This is a genomic window from Paenibacillus sp. NPDC058174, from assembly GCF_042883865.1.
GTDB lineage: Bacteria > Bacillota > Bacilli > Paenibacillales > Paenibacillaceae > Pristimantibacillus.
On record NZ_JBHVUY010000019.1, the window covers coordinates 1 to 1,322 of the forward strand.

The following is a 1,322-nucleotide window of genomic DNA, read 5'->3' on the forward strand; positions in this document are numbered from 1 at the left end:
TGGACCTCTGTCAAGAAAGTAGACACTGCTTAAGTGTATCAACTTACTTTTTTGTAATAATTCAACTCAAATTGATTGGGTGATAAATAACCCAATGAACTATGAATTCGTTTTCGGTTATAAAACAGTTCGATATACTCGAACATCTCTTGTTGTGCCTGATCTTTTGTCTTGAATTTCGTGCAGTATACGAATTCTTTTTTCAGTACACTGTGGAAGGACTCAATACAAGCGTTATCGTAGCAATTCCCTTTGCGGCTCATACTTGCTTTCATTTTGTACGTCTTTAATCGCTTTCGATAGTCCTCAGAGGCATACTGCGAACCTCGGTCCGAATGGTGAATCAGCTTTTTCTTTGGCTTCTGTGTTTCGTACGCTTGATCTAGGGCTGCCAGGACAAGATCTGTCGTCATTCGGTCGGCAAGCTTCCAACCCACGATCTTGCGTGTGTACAGATCAAGGACACTGGCCAGATACATACGACCTTCACGACAAGGAATATACGTGATATCGGTTACCCAGACTTTGTTCGGTGCTGTTGTCTCGAAGTTCTGGTTGAGCAGGTTTGGTGCGATCGGCTGGTCATGATTGGAGTCTGTCGTATTCACCCGATATTTCTTGGTTACACAAGAACGCAACCCGTTCTCTTTCATGAGTTTGCCTACCAAACGCTCTGAGACCTTCCAGCCTTCTTTGCGAAGCAGAGAAGTGATTTTCGGACTCCCATAGCGATCGATTGAATCATGAAAAAGCCAAGTAATGCGTGCGACCAGCGCCATCCGACGCTTCTGGTAGCTGTTCAGATTGCACTTCTCCGTGAGCCATTTGTAATAACCGCTCCTTGAAACATCGAGTACGCTACACATCTTCTCTAACCGAAACTCGGAGCGATGATCTTCGATGAACTGAAACCTCAGTTCCTTTCTTTCCCGAAGATGTGTAGCGCCTTTTTTAAGATTTCAAGTTCTTCCCGTAAGTCGGCATTCTCGAGATCTTGCTTTTGTTTTGCAGCTTCCATGTCACGCAATTGTTGTTCTAATTGACGGATTTTATCCGGTGAAGCTTGGACCTCTGTTTGGATCTCTGCTTGAATCTCGCTACGATATTTTTGTTTCCAGTTGTGCAATAGACCAGCCGAGATATCTAGTTCTCCAGCGATCTCTGGCATGGTCTTGGATTGTTCTAGAATGTATTTTACCGTTCGCTTCTTAAACTCTTCTGTATACTTGTTACGTGGCTGCTTTTCCATACCGAACACCTCTCCTCGTTAACCTTATTATCTTTCTACACTTAAGAGGTGTCCACTTATTATTCTAATTGCA

1 pseudogene is annotated in these 1,322 nt (G+C 43.5%); it reads right to left on the reverse strand.

The features are described 5' to 3' along the window. Positions 1-38: 38 nt before the first annotated feature. Positions 39-1,249: pseudogene (locus tag ACFVVF_RS29165) on the reverse strand (IS3 family transposase). Between the last annotated feature and the right edge of the window lie 73 nt (positions 1,250-1,322).